This is a genomic window from Corynebacterium breve, assembly GCF_030252165.1.
In the GTDB taxonomy this organism is placed as follows: domain Bacteria; phylum Actinomycetota; class Actinomycetes; order Mycobacteriales; family Mycobacteriaceae; genus Corynebacterium; species Corynebacterium breve.
Window position 1 is genome coordinate 1,740,867 of the sequence record NZ_CP126969.1, and the last position, 20,424, is coordinate 1,761,290.

General features: G+C 57.6%; 17 protein-coding genes. 5 read left to right on the forward strand and 12 right to left on the reverse strand.

The features are described from left to right. Positions 1-95: 95 nt before the first annotated feature. The 3 genes from QP027_RS08510 to QP027_RS08520 form a co-directional block, all read right to left on the reverse strand. Positions 96-3,227, reverse strand: a complete 3,132-nt coding sequence (locus tag QP027_RS08510) for a translation initiation factor IF-2 N-terminal domain-containing protein (protein WP_284824050.1) — start codon at positions 3,225-3,227, stop codon at positions 96-98. Between the two features lie 211 nt (positions 3,228-3,438). Further along, positions 3,439-4,020, reverse strand: a complete 582-nt coding sequence (locus tag QP027_RS08515; RefSeq protein WP_284824052.1) for a TetR/AcrR family transcriptional regulator — start codon at positions 4,018-4,020, stop codon at positions 3,439-3,441. A 120-nt stretch (positions 4,021-4,140) separates the two neighbouring features. Beyond that, positions 4,141-5,871 (reverse strand): alkaline phosphatase D family protein, encoded by a 1,731-nt coding sequence (locus QP027_RS08520; RefSeq protein ID WP_284824054.1) that lies wholly within the window; start codon positions 5,869-5,871, stop codon positions 4,141-4,143. A 252-nt stretch (positions 5,872-6,123) separates the two neighbouring features. On the opposite strand from QP027_RS08520, the gene QP027_RS08525 reads away from it, so the two are divergent. From QP027_RS08525 to QP027_RS08540, 4 genes are read left to right on the forward strand one after another with little or no spacing between them, the layout of a single operon-like run. Continuing rightward, complete coding sequence (locus QP027_RS08525; protein WP_284824056.1) at positions 6,124-7,065, forward strand: purple acid phosphatase family protein; 942 nt, start codon at positions 6,124-6,126, stop codon at positions 7,063-7,065. Beyond that, positions 6,960-7,646, forward strand: coding sequence for a metallophosphoesterase family protein (locus QP027_RS08530; protein ID WP_284824057.1), 687 nt, complete (start codon positions 6,960-6,962; stop codon positions 7,644-7,646). Before QP027_RS08525 ends, QP027_RS08530 begins: the two co-directional genes overlap by 106 nt. Before the next feature lie 19 nt (positions 7,647-7,665). Then, complete coding sequence (locus QP027_RS08535) at positions 7,666-8,628, forward strand: pirin family protein (protein ID WP_284824058.1); 963 nt, start codon at positions 7,666-7,668, stop codon at positions 8,626-8,628. Between the two features lie 25 nt (positions 8,629-8,653). Then, the gene (locus tag QP027_RS08540) at positions 8,654-9,127 is read left to right on the forward strand and encodes a carboxymuconolactone decarboxylase family protein (protein ID WP_284824060.1); all 474 of its coding nucleotides are present in this window, start codon (positions 8,654-8,656) and stop codon (positions 9,125-9,127) included. 59 nt (positions 9,128-9,186) lie between these two features. On the opposite strand, the gene ndk is transcribed toward QP027_RS08540, so the two are convergent. The 3 genes from ndk to QP027_RS08555 form a co-directional block, all read right to left on the reverse strand. Further along, a complete protein-coding gene (gene ndk, locus QP027_RS08545; RefSeq protein ID WP_284824062.1) occupies positions 9,187-9,597 on the reverse strand; it encodes a nucleoside-diphosphate kinase in 411 nt (136 codons plus the stop codon). A gap of 76 nt (positions 9,598-9,673) precedes the next feature. Next, positions 9,674-10,528: a hypothetical protein gene (locus QP027_RS08550; protein WP_284824064.1), complete on the reverse strand. Its 855-nt coding sequence runs from the start codon at positions 10,526-10,528 to the stop codon at positions 9,674-9,676. Continuing rightward, complete coding sequence (locus tag QP027_RS08555) at positions 10,528-10,836, reverse strand: hypothetical protein (protein WP_284824066.1); 309 nt, start codon at positions 10,834-10,836, stop codon at positions 10,528-10,530. The genes QP027_RS08550 and QP027_RS08555 overlap by 1 nt, the downstream gene beginning before the upstream one ends. 173 nt (positions 10,837-11,009) lie before the next feature. On the opposite strand from QP027_RS08555, the gene QP027_RS08560 reads away from it, so the two are divergent. Beyond that, on the forward strand, positions 11,010-12,569 hold the full coding sequence (locus QP027_RS08560; RefSeq protein ID WP_284824067.1) for a purple acid phosphatase family protein: 1,560 nt from the start codon (positions 11,010-11,012) through the stop codon (positions 12,567-12,569). Here the strand turns inward: QP027_RS08560 and QP027_RS08565 are convergent. The 6 genes from QP027_RS08565 to QP027_RS08590 all read right to left on the reverse strand — a co-directional run bounded on the left by QP027_RS08565 (position 12,566) and on the right by QP027_RS08590 (position 20,404). Next, positions 12,566-13,342, reverse strand: coding sequence for an ATP-grasp domain-containing protein (locus QP027_RS08565; protein ID WP_284824069.1), 777 nt, complete (start codon positions 13,340-13,342; stop codon positions 12,566-12,568). The genes QP027_RS08560 and QP027_RS08565 overlap by 4 nt on opposite strands. Next, complete coding sequence (locus QP027_RS08570) at positions 13,335-14,192, reverse strand: ATP-grasp domain-containing protein (RefSeq protein ID WP_284824071.1); 858 nt, start codon at positions 14,190-14,192, stop codon at positions 13,335-13,337. The genes QP027_RS08565 and QP027_RS08570 overlap by 8 nt, the downstream gene beginning before the upstream one ends. Before the next feature lie 9 nt (positions 14,193-14,201). Then, positions 14,202-14,618 (reverse strand): DUF4233 domain-containing protein, encoded by a 417-nt coding sequence (locus tag QP027_RS08575; RefSeq protein ID WP_284826991.1) that lies wholly within the window; start codon positions 14,616-14,618, stop codon positions 14,202-14,204. A 31-nt stretch (positions 14,619-14,649) separates the two neighbouring features. Next, the gene (locus tag QP027_RS08580) at positions 14,650-16,104 is read right to left on the reverse strand and encodes a bifunctional folylpolyglutamate synthase/dihydrofolate synthase (protein WP_432418629.1); all 1,455 of its coding nucleotides are present in this window, start codon (positions 16,102-16,104) and stop codon (positions 14,650-14,652) included. A gap of 129 nt (positions 16,105-16,233) precedes the next feature. Further along, complete coding sequence (locus tag QP027_RS08585; protein WP_284824075.1) at positions 16,234-18,927, reverse strand: valine--tRNA ligase; 2,694 nt, start codon at positions 18,925-18,927, stop codon at positions 16,234-16,236. 10 nt (positions 18,928-18,937) lie between these two features. Continuing rightward, complete coding sequence (locus QP027_RS08590; RefSeq protein ID WP_284824076.1) at positions 18,938-20,404, reverse strand: Hsp70 family protein; 1,467 nt, start codon at positions 20,402-20,404, stop codon at positions 18,938-18,940. Between the last annotated feature and the right edge of the window lie 20 nt (positions 20,405-20,424).

Consider the following 20,424-nt stretch of genomic DNA (forward strand, 5'->3'; position numbering starts at 1 on the left):
ACAGAAACGAAAATGTGTTTTGAAAGCCGCCTGAAGGCGCCCCAAAACAGCGACTGTCAAAGAATACACTGTACTGGGGCTAAACTACAAAACGCCTACGCCTGAGAGGTTCGCCGCGTAGCACGACGACGCCCACGACCCCGCGACGAAGACGAAGCAGGTGTCGAACTTGCAACTGACTTCTTCTTCGGTTCCTTCTGAGCATCATGCGCCGACTCAGTCTTTTCGTCAACGCTAGGAGCCTTGACCTGAGAAGTACGAGCCCGGCGCACAGCACGTCGGCGACCACGCCCGGATCCTGTGAGCCGCTCGTCGATGATCTTCTCCACAAGAGCCTCGGCGATCGGGTCAGCCGGCTTGTCGACGACCAACTCGTCCACCGAATCTTCCGCTGGTTGATCCACCTGCGCTACGAAGTCCTCTTCACGCGGGCGGTGATCGGAACGAGAATTGCCACGCGTGCGACGCTTGCGGCGCGGTGAGTTTTCAAACTCAGCAACTGCCTCCTCATACGTCTTCTCACCCGATTGCGGAGTCTGCTCCTCCTCTGCTTGGCCAGCAGCGTCTTTATTCGTAGCTGCCTGTTCCGCAGCTGGCTTCCCACGCCCGCGTCCACGACCGCGACGTCCTCGGCGGCGCGAAGCGCTGCGCTTTTCCTCGCCAGCATTCTCGCTCGCATTCTCGCTTACGGTGTCTTCCACGATGTCGCCTGCGTCATCTTCCGAATCGTTGTCAACGAACGCGACGACCGATGCCGCAAGTGCTTCAAAGTCTTTTTCTACGACTCCTGCGACTGCTGCGACATCGTGGGCCTCCTCAGCATCAGTCTCCGGCGCGAGATCCTGGTCGTCGTCACGCGTATGCATTGCCTTGGCCGCTGGGTGCTCCCCTGGAGTCTGCGCAGGCTTGCGACGCTTGCGCGGTGGCTCGTGGGTTTCTGGCTCGTGCTCGACGGGATCGTCCCAGATGATGATGCCGCGCCCATTGCAGTGTTCACACTCAGTGGAGAATGTCTCCAGCAGTCCCGTGCCCAAGCGCTTGCGAGTGAGCTGGACCAGACCAAGTGAAGTTACTTCCGATACCTGGTGGCGAGTGCGATCGCGGCCGAGGGCTTCTTTCAGGCGACGCAAAACAAGGTCCTGGTTTTCCGGCAGAATCATATCGATGAAGTCGATAACGATCATGCCGCCGATATCGCGCAGGCGAAGCTGACGCACGATCTCCTCAGCCGCTTCCAGGTTGTTGCTGGTCAGCGTTTCTTCGAGCGAGCCACCAGAACCCGTAAACTTACCGGTATTCACGTCGATTACGGTCATAGCCTCGGTGCGATCGATCACCAAAGAACCGCCAGACGGCAGCCAGACCTTGCGCGATAGAGCCTTTTGCAGCTGCTCTTCCACACGGTGCTCCTCGAACGCATCGTTGCCGCCATGCTCAGCACGGTTGTACTTGACTAGGCGGTCTGCGAGGTCAGGTGCCACCGAAGTGACATAGTTGTTCACGATGTTCCATGAACGCTTTCCGTCGACGACTAGCTCAGAGAAGTCTTCGTTGAACAGATCACGGATCACCTTGACCAGCATGTTTGGTTCTTCGTACAAGGTGACAGGTTTAGCACCCTTGGAGGCCTTTTCCTTTGCAGCCTGCTCCTGAATGGTCTCCCACTGCACATGAAGACGGTTGACGTCTGCTGCGATCGCTTCTTCCGGCACGCCCTCGGCTGCGGTGCGAATAATGGCACCACCCTTGCCTGGAACAACGTTGTTGAGAATCTCCTTCAAACGCTTCCGTTCAGGCGCTGGAAGCTTTCGCGAAATACCAGCGCTGCGACCACCCGGAACGTAGACCAAGTAGCGTCCTGCCAGTGAAATCTGGGTGGTCAGACGAGCACCTTTATGCCCCAACGGATCCTTGGTTACCTGCACGACCACCTGGTCGCCAGACTTCAACGCGTGCTCGATCTTGCGCGAACGCCCGCCCAGGCCGGCCGACTTCCAATCGACTTCACCGGCGTACAGCACGCCGTTGCGTCCTTGGCCGATATCGATGAAGGCGGCCTCCATGCTTGGCAGCACGTTTTGCACTCGTCCAAGGTAGATGTTGCCGATCATCGAGGTGTTTTCTTCGCTGGTAACAAAGTGCTCGACCAACAGGCCGTCTTCCAACACGCCGACCTGGGTGATCATGCCGTGATGATCATGGCGTTCGCGTTCACGCACGACCATGGTGCGTTCAACAGATTCACGCCGTGCCAGGAACTCCGCCTGCGACACGATACGGGAACGCTTGCGCCCTTCGGCACGCTTTTCGCTCCGTCGGCGACGCTGCGCTTCCAAACGCGACGATCCCTTAATCGCTACCGGTTCTTGTACCGCGTCATCCTGCTCGTCGTAGAGCTCCTCGGCAGGAGCATCGTTTGTTTGGCTTCGATTGTCTCGGTCGAGCTTGCTTGACGACGACCCATCGAACTCGTCATTCTGCTCAGCTTGCGTTTTGGCAGGCTCGGTTACGCGCCGTGCACGTCGACGATTCGACGGCGCCTTAAACAGTGGTGCGTGAGATTCAGCTGCCGTCTCTTCTGCGGGAGCAGGCGTGACGTCAGGGGTGATGTCGATCAAAGGCTCGTGGTCGGGAGAAAGGTTCGCTTCAAAGGCGACAGGTTCGACTGAATCTTCCGCTGGGACTTCCTCGGTAGGAACGTCGTCGGCTGGTGCATCGTCGTCAAGCGGCTCGTCGTCAAGCGCTGAAGCTAGGTCTGCCTCGACTTTTTCTTCGATCTGATGAATCTCGTTTGCTACGTCCTTGCGTACACGCTGTCGGATCTTCTCATCCGCTTCAGCGGCCACGTCAGCCGGAGCCACGGTGTTCACCTTCGGATCTGCCGCTACTCCTTGCAGCACGTCAAGGAGTTGCTCCGCCTCGGCGCGGGTCAGCGTCGATTGCGCCACCTTTACAACGCCGACGCTATTGAGCGCGATGACCAAGTCCTTGGAAGGAAGATCAAGTTCTTTCGCAAGGGCAAACACGCGGGTTTTATCGGTGAGCTTGGAACGATCGAAAGTTGCAATCGAGTTCGAGCCAAGTGCGGTTTCTTGTGCTGGTTGGCTGGCCTTCTTAGCGGTTTTCTTGGCCGACTTCTTTGCCGTCTTCTTTGTAGCTCTCTTCGACTTACGCTCCGGCGTGCTCGAGTTGTCGTTTGTTTCCTGCTTCTCGCTGGCGTCAGCCACGACCTATCTCCTATTTTCAGCCACTATAAGCAGCATGCCGGGCGCTGGCGACGCAGAAAGCGCATCGCCGCCGCCACACAGCGTGCAGATTAAAGCGGAAAGTGTGCGGGGTGTTAAAGCTTTTCAGCGGTTACCAAGTGGTCTCGAAGAAAAACGAGATCAGAAGGCTACGCTTCCTCACCATTGTGGCACACCTTGGCAAGAATTGGCGTTACGGCCTCTTGTCAAATTTCTGCAGTGTCGAGATAACAGCATCGGTGGCAACATCCGACTTCCGCTCAGACTTCAGTGCATCGTGTACCGCTACGCCCACCACATCTTCGTAAATCAGCTCAGCGGCTTTACGATCGATATTGGCAATCGCCAGCAAACTCTCGATCTCATCTTTGTGGTTTCGGCAGTGCCCACGCACAAGATTGGGCAGTTCGCCTGTTTCTCGAAGCGCATCGATGGCTACCGCCACCAAGCTGGCCAAAGAGGTTTTTCCGCCCAACGTGGTCGCGTGAACGATCCATTCAGCGAGTTGCTCAACAGATGTCTCAGGAGTCACACGCGTCGACACTTCTGCAAATAATTTTGATCGTGTTTCGTCCACGAGTTCAAGACATGTCTGAAGCAACTTCTCGCGACTGTCGTAGTAATAGCCGATCGATCCCACCGGAACGCCTGCCTTGGCGGCGACCTGTCGGTGGGTGACGTTGTTGAGCCCCTCGGAAAGCATGATTTCGGATGCTGCCGACAAAATCGCTTGGCGCTTCTCAACCGCCCGTGCTTGCTCTGCCCTGCGAGGCATGCCGATCCCTTCCTTTCCGTCCTTTAGATGCGTTTCAACTTATATCTAATCTGATCGAAAATCTAATCGAGATATTACGAATCACGCCAAACAGCGCATTCAATTAAATAAATATGCATCTTACCTCACAAAGCCCGCACCGACACGCCATGTTTTCGTTTCCGCAAGCAAAACGGGCGCGTTGTCAACTTCAACGTCACTCACGCGGTAGAACTCCATGTCCACTTCCTCTTGACGAATCCGCGCTACTGCATACCCATGCGCATCAAAGTCGAGGTGATGCACCCACGGGTTTTGGTCTCGCACAACTTCCTCAACCAGCAGGGAAATCGCATTATTCTCCGGGTGGTAAGCGCCAAGCTTATCGGTCACGATCTCGTCAACATTGGGCGCTGATATTGAGGTACCTACAAGCTCGCAGCCGATGACTTGATCCCCGGAGTAAATCTCGTTGGCCCACTCCGAATGAATATCTCCCGTTAGACACAAAAGGGTGGAGCCATGTTCTTTCAAACGCCCCAACAGTTGCTCGCGATCATGCGCATAACCATCCCACTGGTCTGAATTCACCGCGATTCCCGTAGTGCGCTCACTAATCCAACCAATTGCCTCGTTCGCCGTTGAAGCCTCAGATGAAGTCTCAGGCAAAGTCAGCACCTTTAACGGCGCCATCATTACCGAATTACCCAGCACATTCCATGTCGTGGATGACGTAGCGATTTGCCCCGCCACCCACTCCGTCTGTTCCGCGCCCAACATTGTGCGGTTCGGGTCTGCAAAGTTAAACACCGTAGTCTCCGCGTCTCGGTAGGTACGCAAATCCAGCATGGTTAGCTCGGCAAGAGTGCCAAAACGCAGCGTGCGATAAATGTGACCGCCCTCGCTCGGACTTGTCGCGCGTACAGGTAGCCATTCGAAGTACGCCTGCAAAGCTGCTTGACGACGACCAACCCAGCGCCCTTCCACACCCTCGGTATGGTTTTCCGCACCGTCACGCCACGAGTTGTTCGCAGTTTCATGGTCGTCCCACACCACTACCCACGGTGCCGAAGCATGTGCCTGCTGCAAGTACGGGTCCGTCTTATAGCGACCGTGGCGGGTGCGATAATCCTGCAAAGAGACAATCTCCCACGCAGGCCAGTGATCACGCGATGCACCGGTTTTTCCCACGTAGCCGCCCTGCTCGTACTCGTAGATGTAATCACCGAGAAACACCACCGCGTCAATTTCGTCCCTGCGAGCGCGCTCCGCCATGTCGCGATAGGCGGAGAAATAACCACATTCCCAGTTCGCGCACGATGCAACTGCGAGAGAAAGCTGCCCTAGATCGGCGTTGAAGTCTGGCGCGGTCTTCGTCCGACCAACTGGGGATGTCGCCCCCAAAGCATGAAAACGGTAGTAGTAGATCGTTCCCGGCTCAAGCCCGTGCGGGTCAACGTGCACCGTATGATCGTGCGCCGCCGAGGCGATAACTTCACCGCTACGCACGATCGTCGTAAAGCCCTCATCCACCGCAACTTCCCACAGAACTTGAACATCCGACCCCAGACCCGAGCCAGGCACCGCATCCTCCTGCGGGGTCACGCGAGTCCACAAAACGACGGAATCGGGAATCGGGTCACCCGAAGCGACACCATGCATGAAGGTAGCCATCGCCGGAGCCTCAAACCCAGGCAGAGCGTGCGGGGACGACGACATTGCCGGGCTTGCCGACGACAACGACGAGGTTGATGACTGTGCCCCAGCAGGTACAGACTGGGCGGCGACTGCTGCAGCAGCTACGGATGTGCCAGCAATGAAGGAACGGCGTGGAATGTTTGTACGGTGCGAAGATCCGCGTGGTGTGGTCATGATGTCAGCTTGGCCAGCGCAGACCCTTTCCTCAACCGACTGCGGAAAGTATTCCCCCTCTGTTCATTCCGAATTCACTATTTTGCCCAAAAGGGTTGCTAGTTTGATCAACCCTTTGTGGCTCAAAAGCTCAATTCACCTGGACGTCACGCTAGCGTCACTAATCAGCCACGTGTACATGGTGTACTTGCCAGATCGTTCGCAGGAATTTCGCAGCTGCGGATCAAGCAGGAAACCAGAAGAGGAATCACCGTGGGCCGTACCATCCCTGTTGCTATCATGACCGCGTTGGCAGTCGGTGCAACGTCAATCGCAGGTGTGCCTGTAGCGCAGGCGCAATCACACCCTATCTACCGCACGATGCTGGGAATCGGACAAGACGAGTCCAGCGCAACCTTCTCTTGGCGATCTGACTATGCGGGCCAAGAGTTCGTCCGCGTCACACCTGTCGACCAACCAGACGCCACGCAGCAAGTCCCTGCATACGACGTCGATGCCGGCGCCGACCTTTTCGATTCCAAGCACGCCGAGATCACCGGCTTGACCCCAGCAACCTCGTACTCCTACCAGATCGGGTCAGATGAGGGCGGTTGGTCCAACGCATACGAGTTCACCACCGACGATGGCGACGACACTTGGAATTTCCTTGCCTTTGCCGACGCACAAATCGGTGTCGATCTAAAGATCGAAGAAAATGGCCAGGCCTGGCGCGACGCTACCCGCACGGCGACGCAGACCTACCCCGATTCGGCATTCTTGATGCACCTCGGAGACCAGGTCGACGGCTGGGGAGACCAGATCGCCCAGTACGCCCAATTCTTCTCCCCTTCCGAGGTACGCAGCTACCGCACCGGAGTTCTCTACGGCAACCACGAGGACTATCAGCTGGGTCAAAAATACTTCGACGAGCATTACAACCTGCCGAACGAAACCGATAACAACGCCAACTACTTCTTCGAGCACAACAACGCCCTGTTCATCGGTATCAACTCGATGTCCAGCGCCCCTGCGGACATCCAACGCCACCAAGAATTCATTCGCCAGGTGGTCGCGCAGCGCGGTGGCGACAAGGCTGGATCATCGCTGGCATGCACCACGCTCCTTTCTCCCAAGGCAGCCACACCCACGACGACGATGTCATCGCTCTGCGCGAGGGGCTTGCCCCTGTCTTCTCCGAGGTTGGTGTTGACCTAGTTCTTTCCGGCCACGACCACATCTACACCCGCACTCACCTGATGGAAGGTACCGTCCCGCAGAAACCAGAGACTCTACCGGCGATCGGCGACCGCCTCGTCCCAACAGATGGCCAGGTTCTGTATGTCACCTCGACGACCTCCAGCGGATCGAAGTACTACAACTTCCACGACCAGCAGGGTGGCGAGCGAGCGAACCTCACCCGCGATGCCGTCGCAGGCACCGACTCCGAGCTGCCCACTACTGCGTTCTGGGCGCAGGATTACACCCCGGATTTCTCCAATATTCAGATCTCACCTTCAGAGCTCACCGTCACCACTCACAACGTGTACTCCCCGGAGCTTGTCGACGAAGTCACGATCTCGAAGGAGGGCACCCCGGCTCCGACGACCCCGGGAGCAACGATCCAACCGGTAGCCGAGGATCCATCGGCGCTGCAGGCAAAGCTAGCTCAGTTCGGTATCTCCCAGGACCGCCTGTTGGATTGGCTCAAAGAAGTCTTGGTCGCTGGCAACGGCTCAATCGCGGTGTTGGTCCCCTACTACCGGCAGATTCTGAACTTCTTCGGGGCTCGATTCTAATTTCACTAGGCTGGGGCGCATGACTGTCCCAGTAGAAATCATCACCTCGCGCGCGGTTCCGCTTGGCGGTCCCCGCGGGATGACCGTTCACCGCACCCTCCCCCAGCGCCAGCGCTCATTGATCGGCGCCTGGTGTTTCGCGGATCACTACGGACCCGACGACGTCTCGGTCACTGGCGGTATGGATGTAGCACCACATCCCCACACGGGTTTACAGACCGTTTCGTGGTTATTTGAAGGCAACATCACCCACCATGATTCCGGCGGAAACCATGCCGTGGTCGTTCCAGGCGAGGTCAATCTCATGACCGCAGGTTCAGGCATCTGCCATTCCGAGGTCACCACCCAGGACACCACAACGCTCCACGGCGTACAGCTGTGGACAGTGCTTCCCGACGACGCGCGCCACGGCCCACGCCTGTTTGAGAATCACGCGCCCAATCGAGTCCGACGCGAAGGCGCCGAGATCCTCACCTTCGTCGGCACGCTCGCCGGGGAAACATCACCCGTGACCGTGTTTACCCCGATGGTCGGCGCTGAGATCACACTTGACCCTTCATCTTCGGTCACCCTCGAAGTCGACGCTACCTTTGAGCATGGGTTGCTAGTCGACTCTGGAGAAATCACATTTGAAGATGTAGCGGTGCAACCAACCGAATTAGCTTATACGGGCGTCGGGGCTGACGCATTGACTATCACCAACACTGCACCGCACGCCGCGAAGCTCATTTTGATCGGTGGCACACCGTTTGAAGAAGAAATCGTGATGTGGTGGAACTTCATCGGTCGAAACAGCGGCGAAGTTGAAAGCTATCGCGAGGAATGGCAGTCCCAGTCGGAACGTTTTGGAAAGACGCTGGGCTATATCGGCCATGATCCACAAGGTCGCCCGTGGCTTCCCGCACCGCGATTTCCAATAATCGCGGTGAAACCACGCGAAAACCCTGCACCGGTCGCGCGCCCAGAACTTCGAATTAATTAGCCTCTCAACCAAAGGAGTAAGCGACATGAGCGAAAAGACACCACACGGCCCATACCTTGACAAATTCTTTCCTGCCGTCTACCGCGCGCAAAGTGGCGTGGTCGCCCACATGAACAAAATTTACCCGGAAGTAGACCTTCCCGAATCCCTCATCGAGCTGGTCAGTGTTCGCGCAAGCCAACTTAATGGTTGCAGCGCTTGTCTCTCGATCCACGCTCCGGCGGCCCGGCGCGCCGGCGTCTCGGAAGGAAAACTTGATATCTTGCCGTCGTGGCGCGAATCGCCCGACTACTTCAGCGAGCAAGAGCTTGCAGCGCTTGACCTTACGGAAGAGCTGACGCTGTTGCCACCTGGTCGTCGTCACGCAGATGCCGCTTTGCGGGCATGCAAGGTACTCGCCGAGGAGCAAGTTGCTGCACTTGAGTGGGCGATTATTTTGATCAACACGTTCAACCGCATCTCCATCGCCTCGGGGCATCCGCCAATGAGCAAGATCTAGCGTTGTCCCCGAACAAGAAAATCCCCCGCCGTTTGGCAGGGGATTTCGTCGTTAAGCGACTACTTGTTTGGGAACCAGATTGCGATCTCGCGCTCTGCGGACTCTGGAGAGTCGGAGCCGTGGACGACGTTCTCACCGACGGTCAGTGCGAAGTCGCCGCGGATGGTGCCAGGGGTTGCCCTGGACACTGGGTCGGTGCCACCAGCGAGCTGACGCCATGCTTCGATTGCACGCTCACCTTCAACGATGCCTGCAACCAGTGGTGCGGAGGTGATGAAATCAACCAGCTCGCCAAAGAATGGCTTGTCCTGGTGCTCAGCGTAGTGCTGCTCAGCAGTCTCGCGGTCTGCGGTGCGCAGGTCCATTTCGACGAGCTTGAGGCCCTTGCGCTCGATGCGGGAGATGATTTCGCCAACGTGGCCGTTTGCAACACCGTCTGGCTTGATAAGGATGAGTGTACGTTCAGTCATGTTTCAATACCCTACCTAATGCTCCTTGTGTGCGCTGGCTCAAGGGGGGAAAGTTTCTTCCTGCGGCAATGCAGATCTAGGCCGCTGGGTTTTCGCCGGTGAGACTTCCGTCCTCGTTGCGGTATTGCAGCGCTTCTGGATGGGTTTCGCGCCACGGCCGGTAGGTAGCGTTGGAAGAGAAGATACTTCCATCGCCGTTTGTAATCTCGATGACGGTATCCAGTGGTTCTCCCGCCCAGAAACGGCGCTCGTATTCATCTATCTTGTCGCGCATGAGCTGGATGGCGGCATCCGCATCTTCTGGTGTAGCTGCGGACTCAAAGCTCTCCTCAGGGTGATCGAAATTCATCGTGCGGGTGTCGATGCCTGTTCCGTAGTCAGACACCACGATCCAGAATGAACGGTTATACGACTGGTCAATTGTGTGTCCGTCTGGCGCGAGGCTCCAAAGCGAGCCATCGTCAATCATGCCCTGATAGTAGAGGTAACGCCCGGAGACGTGGTCGACCATCTCCTGGTACCCAGGACGGGAGCTAAGCTTCACGCGGTCAGGGCTGTCGTTGTACAAATCGTACTTGCGCAGTGGATCTTCCATTGGGGTTGCCGACTCCACCCTGTATTGATCCGGCAGTGGTGGAAGGACGGGCATGTCTGGGCGCTCCCATTCTTCAACGTCTTCAGCTTCGGGATCGCCCGCCTCAGGGCCTTCAGCAAAGTCTCCTAGCGAGCCACTGTCATCGGCACCGGTGGCCTCTGCTGGAGTCTCCCCCGAGTTAGGATCGACCGAGGTGCTCTCCGTGTTGTCCGCCGCAGTCGAATTGCCTGTGCCACTATTCGATGAATAGACAATGGCGCCCAAAAGCAGGGCAAGAGAAATGATGAACGCAACAATTGCTCCGGCCAAGGCAATCGTCGTTGTGCTTCTCTTCATTAGTCCAGTTCCTTCACTACTCGCTGGGCATCTTCCGCCGATGCATACCTAAACCACAGATGCACCTGCCGGATCGCCCCGGATTCGTTTCCTTCGCTCTTTAAAGTCCGCAGCGTGTCCTTTTGTTCCTCTGTGAGAACAATCTCTTCGGGACCCCGCTCCTGAGCTGTCTTGACAAAACCCAGAATGAGGAATGCGGCAGCAACAATGAGGACAATCCAGACCTGCCACAGTGGCTGTGCGGTCCATCGCAAGACGATGGCGGCGATAGTAAACAGTGCTGCTACGGCGAAAGATAGGTTGCGCATAGGCCATACAGTAGTGAACCCTTGGCAACATTTCTCCCCGAATACGTGGGCTTTTCTACCGTTGCCTCGGCAAAAGTTACTCTGACAACACGTTGTTGCGTCAAACTTGATAAACTCTCAGTGAACTCAGATACTTAGAGAAGCTCCGTATAAACTTCTTAGAGAGGTCCGTCGTGAAGACCAATCTTTTCCGCGCCCGCACCGCACTTGCCGCAGCCGTCACTGCGGCTGTCGTCAGCACTAGCTTTGTCGTGCCAACTCAAGCTTTCGCCCAAGCCGACGATGCTCCCCTACCAGGCCATGTGCTCGTCGGGGTCGGTACAGACGAGACCGAGGTCATCTTGTCGTGGACCTCGGTTTCCGACGACGTTGCCAACCAGCAGGTGCAGGTAGCACCCGCTTCCGCTGGGCTTAGTCGCAATACTGAATCAATCGATGCCCGCTCAGCCGGTAGCGCTGACAAGGGGCTCTTCGGTTACGCGGCGACTGTATCTGACCTCAAGCCGAGCACAGAATACGTCTACCGCATCGGCGATGGCGAGCACTGGGGAGAAGAGCATCGTTTTACCACCGGTTCTGGGGCCGACGATTGGAAAATGCTGTTCTTCGGTGATCCGCAAATCGGAGCTGACGACATCGAGCGCGATGGCAAGGCGTGGCACACCGTCACCGACCAAGCCCTGAAAAACAACGCGGACGCGGAGCTCTTAGTCACCGGTGGCGACCACGTAGACAACAAGAACCATAACCGCGACGGCTACGACCAGCTTTTCCACGCAAACGCGCTGAATTCGGTGCCCACCGCTGCAAACCGCGGCAACGACGACACCCGAGTGGAACCATTTGGCAGCTACTTCGTCCGCCCCAATGTTGACCCTGAAGGAAACTACTTCTTCCATCACAACAACGCGCTCATCGTCTCGTTGGACACTAGTGCAACGAATACTCCAAGCATCGAAGCAGATCGCCAGTTTGTTCACGATGTAGTCACCCGTGAGGGTGCCTCGGCGGATTGGGTCATCGTCACCTTCCACCACTCGCTGTACTCCGAAGGTGCGCACAAAAACGATCCTGAGATCAATCGCCTCCGTGATGCCCTCGCCCCGACTTTTTCCGAGGTTGGAGTGGATTTGGTTCTTTCCGGGCATGACCATTCCTACAGCCGTTCGCACTTGATCGATGGCACAACCCCGAATATCCCGAACGAGCTTGCCGCGCCTGGCGATGCGTTCCATCAGGGCGATAGTGAAGTCTTGTACATCACCGCGAACTCGTCCACCGGATCACAGTTCTACGACCTGCACGATAACGATGGAAAAGCGCACCCAGAGGCGACTGTCGATCAGATGCGGGCCGAAGGGTGGACTCGCCACACCACCGCGTTTGCGCAACAGGACTACTCCCCAGACTATTCGCAGATCACTATCACAGCGGACACCTTGAAGGTATCTACGCGCAACGCTGCGGATGATTCCATTATCGACGAAGTCACCCTGAGCAAGAATCCGGTCCCGGTGCCCGAAGGCACGTTGTCTCCTGAAGAGGCCCAGAAGAACATCGCAAGCAGCCGAGCCAGCATGGCGTTTGCAACTGTGATTGCCATGATCAGTGGTGTCGCTTTGCTCCTAGCTGCGCCGATCCTGCAGGCAGCAAACGGCTTCCGCTTGGACATCCGCGATGTCGGTGAAATCAGTGTGAATAAGGACTCTGGCTCGTCTTTCAAAAAGCACTAAACCGCTTGAGCAATAAAAGCTAGGTGCTTCTCAACGATGTCAATGTCGGTGTGCTGATACAGCATTCGGGCGCCGACAACGTCCTCGATCTCATTGACCACCCATGCACCATCGTGGGAGATGAAATCCACCCCAATCAGCCCGGTGGCCAGCAGAGGCGCACTTTCGATAACAGTCTTGATGTGCGCGCGCTCAGTCGTCGATAAGCAATAGTGCTCTGCTTTGCCCCCAAGGCTGAAGTTAGAGCGGAAGTCACGGTCCGAGGTGCGCAGCATCGTCGCCAAGATCTCGCCTCCAAGTAGATATACTCGCAGGTCAACGCCCGGGGTGTCGCACAGCTCCTGCACGATAAGAGCGCTTGACGACGACCCCTCCCCCGGAGCCGAGACAAGGCGCACCCCCGTCCCGCCATGACCATCACGTGGCTTTTGCACGAACGGGAAGTCGAAATGGTGCTCGCTTGCCAAGGCGGTCGGCATCACCTGTACGCCCTGTTCTCGCAGGTAGTTGTAGGTAAGCCATTTGTCGTTGGCGATACGAGCTAACTCCGCAGAGTTGAAGCTTTGAATCCCGCGCCGTTCGAGTTGTTCTCGCAGGCTTGGTGCAACGCAACGCACGATCGCTGCGCATGGTGCCTCTACTGGTAGGGGGTCCTCAGCCATGACAAGATCGATTTCGAATCCGAACCGGGGGCCCAGCTCCCGGTAGTGATCAATCAGCCACTGGTTTCGCGCCTTACGCTCCGCGTCGTATATGAGCCAAAGCTTAAGCATCGCGAATGTGCTCCATGATCGCACGGCCCACATCGATGCCCGTGATCTGAGATATGTTGACAAAATGAGCGTTGGAATTGACCTCACACACCACCGGCACACCGTCTTCGCCGAAAAGAAGATCCACGCCGGCGAAGTCCAATCCGAGCGCTGCGGTCGTCGCTAATGCAAGGTCGCGTTGCGCTACGGTAGGAGCATTTGCGTGCGCGGTGCCACCGTGCGTGAGGTTCGCGCGAAACTCCCCTGCCTGCGCGTTACGTTCGATCGCCGCGACCACTTGGTCCCCCACGACTTGTAGGCGCAGGTCGCGGCCGGTGCTCGACGCGACAAACCGCTGCAAGAGTGCTGGCGCGGTGCCAAGATTGTCGAGAAAACCGACAAGCTCATCTCGCGAATGCACCAAATGCACCTGTGCGCCGAAAGACCCAAACGCCTCTTTGGCCACTAGGGGAAGGCCCATGGCATCGATAGCGTCGTCGACAAAACAGGAATCATCCCAGGCAGTGGACGCAAATCTCAGCGGCACAACCCAGGTCTCGGGCTGCGGAATATCCTGCGCCAAGAGTTCGAGATACGTACGCGATTTGTCGTCGCACATCTCGATCGCGCGGGCACTGTTCAAGCATCGAATCCCGAAAGCCTCAATGAGTCGCGCGACGTGCACGTCTTTGTCCCAAAACAGCACCCACTCGGGGCGCTCACCGCGGCGCAACAGTCCCTGGACCTGGGCGTTTGTGACCATTGTCGTCGTCAAGCGTGCCTCGCCTGCCGACCGCTTCAGCCACTCATGGAGCTCGTCGAACTTGGGCGAAGAATAAAACGCATTGACGACGATCCACCCGGCCATCATAAGCCCTTGTTATCCGAGGTGTTGGGTAACTAGGAGGCCACGACGCATACGCTCGATCATGTTGCGACGCAGGTGAAGAACGAACCACCACACCAAGCCGAACATGACGCCGATTGCTCCGACGGACCAATGGATGAAGAATCCGGCGAGCAGCAAAACCTGTAGGAAGATCGCGACGGGAAGCGCCCACTTGAACCGGGTCAAAAAGGCAAGCACAAAGTGAGCAGCACCCAGGGCCGTGATGGAAACCCAATTGAAGGTGGTCCACAGTGCACCGTTGTCAATCTTCAAAATGACTGTGAGCGCAAGAAAGATTGTGATGGCTTCCAAGATCAACGTGCCTGCCACGACCCCGTTAAAGCTTTTCATCGGGTCTTTCGTCGGCGCATGACCAGGACCCAACGGGCCGTACTGGTCTTCGCTCACCTCGGCGTTGGGCGCGGTCGACTCGTGTGCGTCACTCATGCGTGTCCTTTCCAAACAGTTCTCGTGCCTCGCCGGCGGTGACTACTGATCCGGTAAACACCACACCGGTGCCGGCCTCGGCGTCATCCTCGCCTGCCAGCTCCACGGCCAGATTGTAGGCGCTGGGGAGGTGCTCTTCGACGTGTACTCGCTCATCGCCGAAGATCTTGCGGGCAACCTCTGCAAGCTCGTAAGCATCATACGCGCGCGGAGAGTTATTCTGGGTAATCACTACCTCCGAGAGCTGCGGCTCAAGTGCTCGCAAAATACCGTCAGCGTCTTTGTCCATCAGGATTGCGACTACACCGACGAGTCGGGTGAAATTGAAATCACGCTCCAAGGCTTGGGCCAAGGCTTGCGCACCTGCTGGGTTGTGTGTCGCATCGACAAACGTCGTTGGCGCAGCGCTCACGCGCTCTAAACGCCCCGGTATGTCAACTGCTGCGAAGCCGCGACGCACTGATTCCTGGTTCAGCTGGTGATCCGCTCGCGCGCCGAAGAAAGCCTCGACCGCAGCCAGCGCTACCGCCGCGTTTTTCGCCTGGTGCTCACCGGATACGGGGAGGAAAAGCCCATCATAAATCCCGCCCAAGCCTTGGAGAGCGAGGGTCTGGCCACCCACGGCGACCATCGATTCTTTTACCCCGAATTCAGTGCCGAACCTTGCAACCGTGCTGCCGACCTCGACAGCGCGACGCAGCACGACATTCATGGCTTCTGGCGACTGCTCTGCAGCGATCGCCACGGTGTCTCCGTTACGAATAATGCCTGCCTTGTGCTCCGCGATTTCCGCAACGGTCTCGCCGAGGAAGTCGGTGTGGTCGAGTCCCACCGGCATGATCACTGCGACATCCGCATCGATCACGTTGGTGGCATCCCATGTTCCACCCATGCCGGTCTCGATCACAGCGACATCCACCGGCGCGTCGGCAAACGCTGCGTAAGCGATCGCCACGAGCACCTCGAACTTGGAGAGCGGAACCTCGTAGCGCTCGTCGATAAGCTCGATGAACGAGGAAATCTCGTGGTAGATGCGCACGAAATCCGCGGGATGGATCGATTCGCCATCGATGCCGATTGTGTCGGTGACGGAAGTGAGCTGGGGGCTGACAAAGTAGCCCACACGGCGGTGAAATGCGCCGAGCAACGAGCCGATCATACGCACCGCGGAGGTCTTGCCGTTTGTGCCCGCGACGTGAATCGCCTTGTAGGTTTGCTGCGGAGTACCTAAGAAATCCAGCAGCAGTGAGATCTTCTCGGTGGAAGGATCGATCTCGCGCTCACTGGCGCGCGCGTTCAACTCAGCCTCGACGCGACTAAGCGCAGCACGATCCTCGTCGGTGACGGGGATGTCGATGCGTTCAACGTTTTCCACTTCGAGGTCGTCCGCGGGTGTCTCGTCGTCACGCGGTGAGCCCACGGTGAGAGTGACTCCAGACTCTGTCATTGTGACGTCGTACTCGGACTGCGCGGCTGGATCCGAATCTTCAGCAAAGTCGGCGCCCGCATCGATCGATTCGAGGATTCGCTTGATTTGCTCATCATCCGAGTGTGAGCGCGGGCCGTGATCCGACATTTACTTCAGTGCCTCCAAGCGTTGTGCAATTCGTTGCGATTCTTCCTGAGCTACCTTCTGCCGCTCGCGGATTTTCTCCACGACCGCTTCCGGCGCATTGGCTAGGAACTGTTCATTCTGGAGCTTTTTGCTGGTCGTCTCAAGTTCCTTCTCCGCAGCCTTCAAATCCTTCTCCAGACGCTTACGCTCCGCTGCCACATCGACGGTGCCAGAGGTATCCAACGCAACGTCCAAAGTGGTCTGGGACAGTCGCATCTCAATGCTTGCCGACGATTCGAAGTCCTCACCCGGAGCCTCCACACGCGCGATGTCGCGGATCATGGCTTCCTGGCCTGCAAGGTCGGCGGCAGCGAAGTCCAAGGAGCCCGGCACCTTCTGGGACGGCTTCACGCCTTGGTCGGCACGGAAGCGACGCAACTCGGTGATCAGCTTGATCGAATCTTCGATGCGGCGAGCAGCGACGTCATCCTTAGTTGCCCCTCCGTTGGTGTCCTCCACCGTTGGCCATGCAGCTTGAGTGATGGATACTTCTTCCGTCAGCGCCTGCCACAAGACCTCGGTGACAAACGGCATAGTTGGGTGCAGGAGGCGCAGCACTACATCAAGAACGCGGCCCAGAACGATCTGGGTGTTGCGGCCCTGAGTCGTTTCGCCGTCGCGCGGGATCTGGGTCTTGGCGATTTCTAGGTACCAGTCGCACAGTTCGTCCCACACGAAGTGGTAGAGGTCCTCATTTGCCTTGGCAAACTGGTAATCGTCAAGCTTCGTATCTACGTTGGAGCGAACTTCTTCTAGTCGGTCGAGGATCCAGCGATCAGCGTCGGTCAGCTCATCGCGTGCGGGGAGATCGCCGACGGCCGCGCCATTGAGCAGTGCGAACTTTGTCGCGTTGTAAAGCTTGGTTGCAAAGTTGCGGGCCGCTTGGGCGTTGTCCTCGCCGATGGGCAGATCGACGCCGGGGTTCGCGCCACGAGCCAGCGCGAAGCGCAGGGCATCTGCGCCAAACTGCTCAACCCAATCCATCGGATTGATGCCGTTGCCCAAAGACTTGGACATCTTGCGGCCCTTTTCGTCGCGGACCAGTCCGTGCAGGTACAGGTCGCGGAAAGGAATCTGCGGACGACCATCGTTGCCCTCCCCCAAGATCTCTGGGGTCTTCTTTCCTGCGAATGTGCCGAACATCATCATGCGGGCGACCCAGAAAAACAGGATGTCGTAGGCGGTGACAAGAACCGAGGTTGGGTAGAACTTGTCCAGATCAGGGGTCTTCTCCGGCCAGCCCAGGGTGGAAAATGGCCACAGAGCGGATGAGAACCAAGTATCCAAGACGTCTGGGTCCTGCTCAAAACCTGCTGGTGGCTCCTCATCAGGGCCGACGCAGACGACTTCGCCTTCCGGCCCGTACCAGATTGGGATGCGGTGGCCCCACCACAGCTGGCGTGAAATCGTCCAGTCGTGCATGTTGTCTACCCAATCGAAGTAGCGTTTTTCCATCGACTCTGGGTGGATTGTGGTGTCGCCCTGGCGAATTGCGTCGCCGGACATTTTGGCCATCTCCTCGACCTTGACAAACCACTGCAGTGACAAGCGTGGCTCGATCGCCTCACCGGAGCGCTCCGAGTGCCCCACCGAGTGCACGTATGGACGAACTTCCTTGACGATGCGCCCTTGCTCCGCCAATGCCTCGCGGACCTTGACGCGAGCGTCCTCGCGGGTCATTCCGTCAAACTGGGTGCCTGTGTCGGCGATGAAGCCCTTTTCGTCCATGATGATCGGCATGTCGAGGTTGTGGCGCAGGCCCATTTCGTAGTCGTTCGGGTCGTGCGCCGGAGTGATCTTCACGGCACCTGAGCCGAACTCCATGTCGACATAATCGTCGGCAATGACCTTGATCTTCAGATCGTCGCGGAAAGGGTGGTCAAATTCCTGGCCAACCAAGTCCTTATAGCGCTCGTCCTCTGGGTGAACAGCAATAGCGACGTCGCCAAGCATTGTCTCAACACGAGTCGTCGCAACAACAAGGTGCGGCTCGTCGTCGTTCAGGGAGCCGTAGCGCAGCGATACAAGCTCGCCCTCGATGTCTTTGTAGACGACCTCAATGTCGGAAACGGCGGTCTCAAGAACCGGCGACCAGTTGACCAGGCGGTAGTCGCGGTAGACCATGCCTTCGTCGTAAAGCATCTTGAAGATGGTCTGAACCGCACGCGAGAGGCGGTCATCCATGGTGAACGCTTCGCGGGACCAATCGACAGAGTCGCCGATGGCGCGCATCTGCTCGGTGATGGTGCCGCCGTATTGCTCTTTCCATTCCCAGACGCGTCCGATGAATTCCTCACGGCCGTAGTCGTAGCGATCCTTACCCTCGGTCTCTTTGAGCATGGCTTCGACCTTGGTCTGGGTTGCAATGCCAGCATGATCCATCCCTGGCAGCCACAGCACTTCGAAGCCTTGCATGCGCTTGCGGCGCACGAGGGAATCCATCAAGGTGTGGTCAAGTGCATGCCCCATGTGCAGCTGACCTGTCACATTAGGTGGCGGCAACACGATGGAATACGCAGGCTTGTCGCTGCCCGCATCGGCCGTGAAATAGCCCTTGTCCACCCAGCCCTGGTAAATATCTGCTTCCAGGGTTTGCGGCTCCCAACTCTTCGGGAGGGAATCTGCTCGGTTCTTGCCCACTAATGCATCAGTCACGCGGACTAGTCTAGCGGGTTGCGGGTTGCTCCCCCACCTCGGCTGTCACCGATACGGCATAGCCGTCATCCAGCGCGATCGTAATGTGTGCGACACCGTCTGAGTCGACCTTAATGGTCTCTTCGACCTGTGGCCCGAACTCACGACGAGTCACCTCCACCTGTGAAAGATCATCCACGTAGCGCAGGTTTTGCGCGAACGGCACGCTGATCTCTGCCAACACCGTAAAGTCCCCGGGGCTTCCGTCTTCGAGGCTGGAATACTCGACAAACCGAAACACGCCGACGTTGTGTACCGCCTGGTAATTGCGGGTGACAATTACTTCGCCGTGGGCGGACGAATCCTCCGGGCCGACCAACTCGTCGAAGCTGATCGTTCGCCCGGCATCTTCTTCACGGAATACGCCGATCCGACGTGCCAGGCGATCCGTCAAGTGGAACTCTGATTCCGGATCAGCGGCGATGGCCAGCCCCACGGCAGTGGAAGCAGTTGGCAGAGGTGAGCGGTGTACTCGTCGCCCAAAGGTCTCACGCAACATCCGTGGCACAAGCGGCAATGCCGACGCACCACCGACAAGGTAGATGCCAGCGATGTCTGTGTTCTTCAGGGTGTTTTGCTTGCCCAGCAATGGCTGAAGCGCGGTGATTGTGCTTTCTACCAGTGGAGTCGCGGCCCCGTAGAATTCCGCCACGGGGACAACAGCCTCTTTGCCCTCAAAGTCCAACATGATGCGCCGTGTTTGTGGCTTGATGGCTTCTTTCGCTTGGCGGATCGTGTCCATCTGCTCGGTCGGGATTCCGGCGGCGATTGACTCGGGGTCTAGTGCGAGTCCCGCGAGGACGTCGTCGAAGTCATCACCTCCGAGACGCGCTATGCCTGTAGATAGTTCCACGATGTGGCGCGGGCCGTCGATGCGTAGCAGGGTGGCGTCAAAAGTGCCTCCGCCAAGGTCGTAGACGATGATGGAGGTGCGCTTAGTATTTAGCGTGCGCGAGTGACGGTGGGTGTATTCAAAACCCGCGGCGCTCGGCTCATTCACTAGTCCTAGGACGGTTGCACCTGCTCGTCGAAAAGCATCGAGGGTGAGCAGTCGCTGAGCGGAACGGGCATTGGCTGGGACGCCGAGCACGATCTCGATCTCTTCGTCGGTATATTCCTCAAGCTGGCTAACGATGTGGCGAGCGTAGGTTGCCAGCACCTCAGAGATCGGCCGAGACTCTTCGCCGAAATACACGGGCGTATCCGACGAAGCATCGGGAGCCGCGAGAAGGCGTTTAAAGGAGCGGACAAAATTAGGGCCGCCCAGCGCCTCAGCTTCCCAGCCACAGACAATTTCTCCGCCACTTAAAGCAGCTACTGTCGGGACAAATTCACGCGGGTCGTCCAAAGTATCAGTGAGGTTGACCACGGGATAGTTACCGCGATCAACCTCTGCAATTACCGTTCGTGTTGTTCCGAAGTCAATGCCAAAGCGCATGCCTGTAGCCTAGTCCGGAT